The following is a 9,460-nucleotide window of genomic DNA, read 5'->3' on the forward strand; positions in this document are numbered from 1 at the left end:
TGCCCAACTTTCGGTCAAAATTAGGGCAAGGGCGGGAAATGTCATTCCCGCCGGAGTGGAATCTTCACGCGCGCGCTGTTTCACCGCAGGACCGGCCGGCATGTCACCGTCCGCCGGCCCCGATCACGCTGTCGCAGCGCCCGCAGAGGCCGGGGCGGGCGTGCCGGCCGACATCGGGCAGCACACGCCAGCAGCGGGCGCATTTCTCCCCCTCGGCGCGGTGGAAGACCACCCCGAGCCGCTCGTCCTCGAGCCGGAACGCCTCCGCCGGCACGTCGTGCTCGGCGATGCTCAGCCCGGAGGTGATGCAGAGCTCGGCCATGTCGATGCCCTGCAGCGCCGCCGCGGTCTCCGGATCGGCGACATAGAGCGTCGGCGCGGCCTCCAGCGAGGCGCCAATGGTCTTCTCCCGCCGCGGGCCCTCGAGCGCGCCGTTGACCACCCGCCGGGCGGCGCGGATGCGCTCCCAGCGCGCCGCCAGGGCGGCATCGCGCCAGGCGGCCGGGGTCTCGGGGAAATCGTGCAGATGCACCGAATCCTCGCCCTCCCCGGCGGCGTCGAAGCGGCTGAGCCAGACCTCCTCCATGGTGAAGACCAGCACCGGCGCGAGCCAGCGCACGAGGCGGTGGAACAGCAGGTCGAGCACCGTGCGGCAGGCCCGGCGGCGCAGGCTGTCCGGCGCGTCGCAATAGAGCGCGTCCTTGCGGATGTCGAAATAGAAGGCCGAGAGATCGCCGGTGGCGAAGGTGAAGAGCGACTGCATCACGCCCTGGAAATCATGGCCCTCGTAGCCCTTGCGGACCCGCTCGTCGAGCTCGGCGAGCCGGTGCAGCACCCAGCGTTCGAGCTCCGGCATCTCCGCCGGCTCGACCCGCTCGGCCTCGTCGAACCCGGCCAGCGCGCCGAGCAGGAAGCGCAGCGTGTTGCGCAGCCGGCGGTAGCTGTCGGCGGTGCCCTTCAGGATCTCCGGCCCGATGCGCATGTCGGCGGTGTAGTCGCACTGCGCCACCCAGAGCCGCAGGATATCGGCGCCATACTGCTTGATGACGTCCTGCGGCGCGACCCCGGTCCCGAGGGACTTGGACATCTTCTGGCCCTTCTCGTCCAGCGTGAAGCCATGGGTGACCACCGCCTTGTAGGGCGCCCGGCCGCGGGTGCCGCAGCCCTGCAGCAGCGAGGAGTGGAACCAGCCGCGGTGCTGGTCGGTGCCCTCGAGATAGACATCGGCGATGGCGTCCGCCGGGCCGTCGGCGCGGTCGCGCAGCACGAAGGCATGGGTCGAGCCGCTGTCGAACCAGACGTCGAGGATGTCGGTCACCATCTCCCACTGCCCGGCATCCGGCACGCCGGCGAGGAAGCGCTCCCTCGCGCCCTCGGCGAACCAGGCATCGGCGCCTTCGGTGCGGAACGCCTCGACGATGCGCGCGTTGACCGCCGCGTCCTGCAGCAGCTCGACCCGGCCCTCCGGCGTGGTGCGGCAGAAGCAGGCGAGCGGCACGCCCCAGGCGCGCTGGCGCGAGAGCACCCAGTCCGGCCGGTTCTCGATCATCGAGCGCAGCCGGTTCTGCCCGGTCTTCGGATACCAGGCGACCAGCTCGTTGATCGATTTGAGCGCGCGCTCGCGGATGGTCTGCCCGTGCGCGCCCATGCCGTCGTCGAGCGGCTTGTCGATGGCGACGAACCATTGCGGGCGGTTGAGCCGGATCACCGGCGCCTTGGAGCGCCAGGAATGCGCGTCGGAGATCGTCTGGCGCCGGGTGGCGGCCAGCGCGCCGATCTCCCTGAGCTTCTCCACCACCACCTTGTTGGCGGTGCCCTCGCGGCCCTTGCGGTCGAGGATGAAGTTGCCGGCGAAGAACGGCACATGCTCCAGGAACTCGCCCGCCGGCCCGATATTGTGGGTGATGCGGTCGAGCAGGCCCTTCTGGCGGAACAGCTCGTAATCGTCCTCGCCATGCGAGGGCGCGCAATGCACGAAGCCCGAGCCGGTGTCATCGGTGACGAAATCGGCGGCCATCACCGGCACATCATAGCCCCAGAACCCGTCCGCCGCGGCCAGCGGATGCGCGCAGGTGAGCCCGGCGAGCTCCTCGGCGCCGACCTGGCGGACGCGCTTGTAGCTGCCCGGCTCCAGCCGCGCCCGGCCGAGGATGTCCGCCGCCAGCGCATCGGCCATGACGAGCTTCTCCCCGGCAGTCACCCAGTTGCCCTCGGGCGCCTCGGTGACCTCGTAGAGCCCGTAGGCGATCTCCGCGCCGAAGGCGATGCCGCGGTTCGACGGGATGGTCCAGGGCGTGGTGGTCCAGATCACCACCGCCGCATCGAGGAGATCACTGCCGGGTGCTCCACCGGTGGCGATGTTGCTTGCGGCCATCCTGACCGGGAACTTCACCCAGATCGTGTCGATCTGACGGTCGTGATACTCGATCTCGGCCTCGGCCAGCGCGGTCTTCTCCATGGGCGACCACATCACCGGCTTGGAGCCCTGGTAGACCGTGCCGTTCATCACGAACTTGTGGAACTCCTCGGCGATCACCGCCTCGGCGTCGAAGGCCATGGTGAGATAGGGGTCTTCCCAGTTGCCGATCACGCCGAGGCGCTTGAACTCGGCGCGCTGCACGTCGATCCACTCGTCGGCGAACCTGCGGCACTCGGCGCGCAGCTCGTTGACCGGCACCGCGTCCTTCGACTTGCCCTTCTTGCGGTACTGCTCCTCGATCTTCCACTCGATCGGCAGGCCGTGGCAGTCCCAGCCCGGCACGTAGCGGCTGTCGTAGCCGCGCATCTGCGCCGAGCGGACGACGAAATCCTTCAGGATCTTGTTCAGCGCATGGCCGATATGGAGATGCCCGTTGGCATAGGGCGGGCCGTCATGCAGCACGAAGACCGGGCGCTCGCCGGCGCTCTCGCGCAGCCGCGTGTAGACGGCGAGCTTCTCCCAGCGGGCGAGCCAGTCGGGCTCGCGCTTGGGCAGGCCGGCCCGCATCGGGAAATCGGTTTCCGGCAGGAACAGCGTGTCGCGGTAGTCCGTGCCCTCGGGGGCGGCGGGGGTGGTCGGATCGGTGGTGTCGGCGCACATGGGGGGCTGCCTCGCTATGGCTCGTCAGGGTCAGGAGAGGGACGCGCGGCGGTCGCGCACAAGCCCGGCCCGCCCCGATCAGGATCGGCGACGGACCGGGCCGCTAATTCGAGCAATGATGCGCTGCGCCCAAGCCATGGCCCGCGTATACCGCCCGGCCTCCCGGGCGTCCAGACCGGATCGGTTTTGCCGGGTGCGCAAGAATAAATTCGCTCGGGCGGGGATTATTCTCGCGCAGCCGGCGCGCCATCTCGGGTCGGACACAGCACCGCCCCGCAATGATGGAGGGACCGATGACCGACACCGCCGCACCCGTTTCCGCACCCGTTTCCGCCGCGACCACCCCGCTGGCAATCCCCGCGCTCCGCCCGCTCTATGCCGCGGCCGGCCCGCTCGCCGATGCCGGCCTGCGCGTCGCCGCCGGGCTGTTCCTGCTGCCGCATGCCGCACAGAAGCTGTTCGGCTGGTTCGGCGGCTACGGGCTCGAGGCCAGCGGGCAGTACTTCGAGACCCAGCTCGGCTTTGCCGACGGCTTCGCGGCGGCGCTGGCCGCCGGCCTCGTGGAGCTGGTCGCCGGGCTAGCGCTGGCGCTCGGGCTCGGCACCCGGATCGCCGCCGGCGCCATCGCGGTGATGCTGCTGGTGGCGACCACCGTGCACCTGCCGAACGGCTTCTTCTGGACCGATGGCGGCTGGGAATACCCGGTGCTCTGGGCGATCCTCGCCGCCCGCTTCGCCGCCGCCGGGGGCGGGGCCTATTCGCTCGACCGGCTGATCGGCCGCGAGGTCTGAGCCCGAGACGCGGCGCTGCCGGGGATCGGCCCCGGCGGCGCGGCACCCCGAACGCCGCGCGGCGCGCCAGCAGGGGCCGGCCCGGTTCGCCATCCAACGCGAAGCCGGGCGCGGCGATGGCGGCGCCCGGAGAACGGCCGTTGGGCACGCCATCGACGGCAATGCGGCCGTAGCCGATCCGCGCCAGCGCGGCCGCCGCTGCCGGAGGCCGACATCGTGCCGGCCGGCGATCGCCCTTGTTGGCCTGCCAGGCCCTGCCGCCGCCGCCGGAGCGCCGGGCTTGATCCTGGCTGCGAAGGGCAGGGCCGAACGCGAAGCGGCGCCCAGCCCCGGCGCGGCGATCCTGCAGCGGAGCCGAAACGAATGCGGGCGCCCCCGCGTGCTGCGGAGGCGCCCGAAACGGTCGGGATCTGGCGCGCCGTCAGGCCCGGATCAGCCCTCGGCGACCTCGGTCTCGGCCTCGGTGCCCTCATCCTCGTCGTCGTCGCTGATGAGGCCCTTCGGCGTCGAGATGTTGAGGATCACGAAGTCGCGGTCGGTGATCATCGGCCGGGTGCCCTCGGGCAGCGCGATATCCGAGATCTTGACCGTGTCGCCCAGCTGGCGGCCTTCGAGATCGACCACCAGCTTCTCCGGGATCGCGCTCGCGTTCACCTTGAGCTCGACCTCCGGGCGCACCACGGTCAGCACGCCGCCCTTGCGCAGGCCGGGGCATTTCTCGTGGTTGATGATCTCCACCGGGATGTGGAGGTTGATGCGGCTGCGCTCGGAGAGGCGCAGGAAGTCCACATGGGTCGGCATGTCGCGCGTCACGTCGCGCTGCACGCCGCGGCAGATCACCGTGGTGTCCTCGTCGCCAACCCGCAGGTTGATGAGCTTGGACAGGAACTTGCCCGCCTTCAGCTCCTTGAGCAGCACGTTGAACTTCACGTTGATCGACTGCGGGTCCTTGCCCCCGCCATAGACGACGCCGGGGACGTAGCCGTCCCGCCGAGCCTGTCGGGCAGCCCCTTTGCCCGTGCCCGGCCGCGCCTCCGCCTCGAGAATCGGCAGATTGGCCATGATGTATCTCCTTGAATTGCCCTCCGCGGTGATCCTCCAGGGGTGTAAGCGCCGCGGAAGCGCGCCCTATAACGGGATTCGCCGCCTTTGGCCAGCCCTTCGGCGACGATGCCGGAAAGGCCGGCCGCCACGGCCATCGCGCTCGCCGCGCCGAGGTTAATGTAACGCGGCGGTGAAATTCAAATAAAATTCTCGTCTCGTTTCTGAATACATGTATCGCAACAGTACATTGACCGAAACCGCGCGGCGTGGTCGATCACGGGTCCAGTGAAAACCCGGATTTCGGAGCGACCCCATGCGGCTTCTGGCCCCTCTCGTCTTCTGCGTCGCGATGACCGGCAGCGCTGCCGACGCGGCGACGCTGACCGTGACGCAGCAGAACCCCGGCAACATCTTCGCCGATGCTGCCGGCAACAATGCCTGGCATGCCAGCGGCAGCGTGATCTACCACGGCCAGAGCCGGACGCCGATCGCCGGGCTGTTCCGCCTCACCGGCGACGACGGTGTCGGCCCGGCCTTCGATTTCGAGGCCTTCTGCATCGAGCTCGGCCAGTACTATGCCAATGGCAGCGTCTACGGCGCCGCGCCGCTCCGCGATGCCGCGGTCTACGGGCGGATCGACGCGCTGTTCAGCAATGCCTATGCGGGCGTGGTGGATGCGCTGACCGCGGCGGCCTTCCAGTTCGCGATCTGGGAGATCGCGACCGACCGGGTGCTGGATCTCGGCGCCGGGGATTTCCAGCTCGCCGGCAGCAGCACGGCGGGGGCCGTGCGGCTCGCGGCGAGCCATGTCGCCAACATCGCCGCCGGCGTCTGGACCGGCAGCGGCGGCGCCTATGACCTCCTGGCCCATCCCGGCTCGCAGGATCTGGTGCGGCTCGGCGCCGGCATCAGCGCCGATCCGGCCAGCGCGGTGCCGCTGCCGCCGAGCCTGCTGCTGCTGCTCGGCGGGCTGGCCGGGCTCGGGGTGCTGAAGCGGCGCGGGCGGGCGGGCTGAGCGGCGCCGGCGCCGCCGCTGCGCCAGCCGATGCGCCAGCCGGTGCGCCAAAGGGCTGCACCCGCCCTGATTGCCGTGGGCGCTCCCCGGCGGTACAGATTCCTGACCGCAACGGAGGGAGCTTGCATGGCTGAGCCCGACGCGCCCCGGGTGGCGCTTCTCGTCACCTGCCTGGTGGACATGATCCGCCCGGCCATCGGCTTCGCCAGCGTGCGCCTGCTCGAGGCCGCCGGCTGCACGGTGCATGTGCCGCGGCAGACCTGCTGCGGCCAGCCCAACTGGAACTCCGGCGACCGTGCGGGCGCGCAGGCGCTGGCGCGGACGATGATCGCCGCGATGCAGGGCTACGACTATGTCGTGGTGCCCTCGGGCTCCTGCGCCGCCACCGTCATCAAGGACTATCCGGCGATCCTCGCGGGCGAGCCGGAGGAGGCGGCGGCCAGGGATCTCGCCGGGCGGACGCACGAGATCGTCTCGTTCCTGACCGATGTGCGCGGTGTCGAGGGGGTCGAGGCGCAGCTTTCCGCCCGCGCCACCTATCACGACAGCTGCTCGGGGCTGCGCTCGCTCGGCATCAAGGAGCAGCCGCGCCGGCTGCTCGCCTCGGTGGCCGGGCTGGAGCTCGCCGAGATGGAGGATGCCGAGGTCTGCTGCGGCTTCGGCGGCACCTTCTGCGTGAAATACCCGGAGATCTCCAACAAGATGGTCTCCAACAAGGCGGGCAACATCGCCGGCACCGGGGCCGATCTGCTGCTGGCCGGCGATCTCGGATGCCTGCTGAACATGGCCGGCAAGCTCTCGCGCGAGGGGCGCGGGGTGTCGGCGCGCCATGTCGTCGAGGTGCTGGCGGGCGAGACCGAGACCCCGCCGATCGGGGAGGCCTGAGCCAGATGCCTTCAATATCTTGTGCCCCGGAGCTTATCCACAGCTTCATCTTGACCCCGGAGGGGCCGTGGACAAAAATGCCATTCATCCGAAACCCGATTCTGGAAGGGGGTGATGGAAATGGCGACCAAGACGGTGAACAAGAGCGCAAAGACTGGCCGGTTCGTTTCGAACCAGAAGGTCAAGTCGGCGCCGGCGACGACGTACAAGCAGACCGTGAAAACGAAGAAGGGCTGCAAGTAGGGCTGCCCCTCTCCATTGCCACATGCACTTGGGCGCGCCCCGATACGGGGTTGCGCCCCTTTTTGCGTGGGAGAGCTATGCGATGAGCGCGCTGCACCCCACCACGACGCGCTTCCGGCAGAATTCCCGCGAGGCGCTGGCCAACCGCAACATCCAGGCGGCGATGAGCCACGCCCAGTCGGGCTTCGTCGCCAAGCGGGCCGCGGCGCGCGCGGCGCTGCCGGAATTCGACGCGATCCGCGATGCCGCGCGCGACCTCAAGAACGAGGTGCTGCGCAATCTCGGCACCTATCTCGAGGCCTACGAGGCCAGGGTGACCGCCGCCGGCGGCCATGTGCACTGGGCCGAGACCGCCGAGGACGCCCGGCGCATCGTGCTCGAGATCTGCCAGCAGGCCGGCGCGAAGCGGGTCAACAAGGGCAAGTCGATGATCTCCGAGGAATGCGGGATCAACGACCATCTCGCGGCGCACGGGATCACCGCGCAGGAGACCGATCTCGGCGAATACATCATCCAGCTGCGCGGCGAGATGCCGAGCCACATCATCGCGCCGGCGGTGCATGTGACGGTGCCCGAGGTCGAGGCCGAGTTCCGCCGCGAGCACAGCCATCTCGATGCCGGGCGCAGCCTCGCCGAGCTGCCGGACCTGCTGGCCGAGGCGCGCGGGGTGCTGCGCGAGCGCTATTTCCAGGCCGAGGTCGGCATCACCGGCGCCAACATGCTGGTGGCCGAGACCGGCCAGTCGGTGATCGTCACCAACGAGGGCAACGGCGATCTCTCGCAGTCGCTGGGGCGGGTGCACATCGTGATGGCCTCGCTGGAGAAGATCGTGCCGACGCTCGAGGACGCCGCCACGGTGCTGCGGGTGCTGGCACGCTCGGCCACCGGGCAGGAGGCCACCGTCTACACCACCTTCTCCAGCGGGCCGCGCCGCGCGGGCGATCCGGACGGGCCGGAGGAATACCACGTGGTGCTGCTCGACAACGGACGCACCAACATGCTCGGCACCGAGTTCGAGGAGATGCTGCGCTGCATCCGCTGCGGCGCCTGCATGAACCACTGCCCGGTCTACCAGGCGGTGGGCGGGCATGCCTATGGCTGGGTCTATCCCGGGCCGATGGGGGCGGTGCTGACGCCCTCGCTGATCGGGCTCGAGGAGGGGCGCAACCTGCCCAATGCCTCGACCTTCTGCGGCCGCTGCGAGTCGGTCTGCCCGATGCGGATCCCGCTGCCGGGGATGATGCGGGCCTACCGCGCGCGGGAGTTCGACCGGGGGCTGACGCCCGGCGCGGCGCGCTGGGGGCTCGGCGCCTGGCGCGCGGTGGCCTCGCGGCCGCGGCTCTACGGCGCGGTGTCGCGGCTGGCGAATTTCGGGCTGAAGCTGCTGGCCTGGGGCGGCGCGCGGCTGCGCTGGATGCCGCTGGGCGCGGGCTGGACCGATCACCGCGACTTCGCCGCCCCGCCGCTCGGCGGCACGTTCCAGAGCCAGTGGAAGGGGCCGCGATGAGCGCGCGCGACCGTATCCTCGGGCGGGTCCGCCGGGCGACCGGGGGCCGCGCCGAGCCGGAGGCCGCCCGGGCGCGCCTCGCCGCCGCGGCGCAGCCGGCGCCGATCCCCGCGCAGGGCAGCACCGCCGGCGCGGCGATGACCGCGCTGTTCATCGAGAAGGCCCGCGCCGCGGATGCCACGCTGAGCCGGATCGACGGGCCCGAGGCGCTGCCGCAGGCGCTGGCCGAGGAGCTGCGCGCGCGCAACCTGCCGGCGGCGGTGCGGATCGGCGAGGAGCCGCTCTTCGAGCGCGACTGGGGCGGCATCGAGGCGAGCCGCGGCACCGGGCGGCTGGCCGAGCCGGCGACGCTGTCGCGCGCCGTGCTGGCCTCGGCCGAGACCGGCACGCTGCTGCTCGCCTCCGGCCCCGACAACCCGGTGACCCTGACCTTCCTCGGCGAGACGCATTTCGCGGTGCTCTCGGAGCGGGACATCTGCGCCGGCTTCGAGGCGCTCTGGGCGCGCTGGCGCGAGCTGGGGCGCGATCCGCGCACGGTGAACCTGGTGACCGGCCCCTCGCGCTCGGCCGATATCGGGCAGACCCTGCAGCTCGGCGCCCACGGGCCGGTGGCGCTGCACATCTTCCTGATGCCCTGAGGCGGGCGCTGCCGGCCCTTGTGCGGGGCCGCGCTGCCTTAGCCCCTGGCCCGGCAGCCACCGGCCCCGCCGCGCGCAGGGCCGGGGAGCCCGCGGCCCGCCGCCCGGCGCCGTGTCCCTGCCACGCGGCGAGCAGGCCTCCGGCGACGGTCCGCCGTTCCGCGCCAGCGCCGGGTTTCGCCCTTCCCGGAGGGCCTGCGGCCCCCCGGGGCGCCCGATCCGGCCCGCCGCCACCCCCGCCGCCGCCTTACGCGCAGG

General features: G+C 71.0%; 7 protein-coding genes. 5 read left to right on the forward strand and 2 right to left on the reverse strand.

Features of this window, described 5'->3' with window-relative positions; genetic code table 11:
• Positions 1 to 103: 103 nt before the first annotated feature.
• Positions 104 to 3,079 carry an isoleucine--tRNA ligase gene (gene ileS / locus QSJ97_RS07090; RefSeq protein WP_285670982.1) on the reverse strand — a complete coding sequence of 992 codons (2,976 nt, stop codon included), beginning with the start codon at positions 3,077 to 3,079 and terminating at the stop codon, positions 104 to 106.
• Between the two features lie 293 nt (positions 3,080 to 3,372).
• Here ileS and QSJ97_RS07095 point away from each other — a divergent pair, with 293 nt between their 5' ends.
• Positions 3,373 to 3,870 (forward strand): DoxX family protein, encoded by a 498-nt coding sequence (locus QSJ97_RS07095; RefSeq protein ID WP_285670983.1) that lies wholly within the window; start codon positions 3,373 to 3,375, stop codon positions 3,868 to 3,870.
• 432 nt (positions 3,871 to 4,302) lie between these two features.
• Here the strand turns inward: QSJ97_RS07095 and QSJ97_RS07100 are convergent, their stop codons facing one another.
• Positions 4,303 to 4,932, reverse strand: a complete 630-nt coding sequence (locus tag QSJ97_RS07100; RefSeq protein ID WP_285670984.1) for a 50S ribosomal protein L25/general stress protein Ctc — start codon at positions 4,930 to 4,932, stop codon at positions 4,303 to 4,305.
• A 295-nt stretch (positions 4,933 to 5,227) separates the two neighbouring features.
• On the opposite strand from QSJ97_RS07100, the gene QSJ97_RS07105 reads away from it, so the two are divergent.
• The 4 genes from QSJ97_RS07105 (at position 5,228) to QSJ97_RS07120 (ending at position 9,202) form a co-directional block, all read left to right on the forward strand.
• Positions 5,228 to 5,929 carry a hypothetical protein gene (locus QSJ97_RS07105; protein WP_285670985.1) on the forward strand — a complete coding sequence of 234 codons (702 nt, stop codon included), beginning with the start codon at positions 5,228 to 5,230 and terminating at the stop codon, positions 5,927 to 5,929.
• A gap of 126 nt (positions 5,930 to 6,055) precedes the next feature.
• Positions 6,056 to 6,814 carry a (Fe-S)-binding protein gene (locus QSJ97_RS07110; protein WP_285670986.1) on the forward strand — a complete coding sequence of 253 codons (759 nt, stop codon included), beginning with the start codon at positions 6,056 to 6,058 and terminating at the stop codon, positions 6,812 to 6,814.
• Positions 6,815 to 7,139: 325 nt separating this feature from the next.
• Positions 7,140 to 8,564 (forward strand): lactate utilization protein B, encoded by a 1,425-nt coding sequence (locus tag QSJ97_RS07115; RefSeq protein WP_285670987.1) that lies wholly within the window; start codon positions 7,140 to 7,142, stop codon positions 8,562 to 8,564.
• The gene (locus QSJ97_RS07120; protein ID WP_285670988.1) at positions 8,561 to 9,202 is read left to right on the forward strand and encodes a LutC/YkgG family protein; all 642 of its coding nucleotides are present in this window, start codon (positions 8,561 to 8,563) and stop codon (positions 9,200 to 9,202) included. Before QSJ97_RS07115 ends, QSJ97_RS07120 begins: the two co-directional genes overlap by 4 nt.
• The last annotated feature ends 258 nt before the right edge of the window (positions 9,203 to 9,460 follow it).

Source organism: Paralimibaculum aggregatum (assembly GCF_030270585.1).
Classification (GTDB): Bacteria; Pseudomonadota; Alphaproteobacteria; order Rhodobacterales; family Rhodobacteraceae; genus Thermohalobaculum; species Thermohalobaculum aggregatum.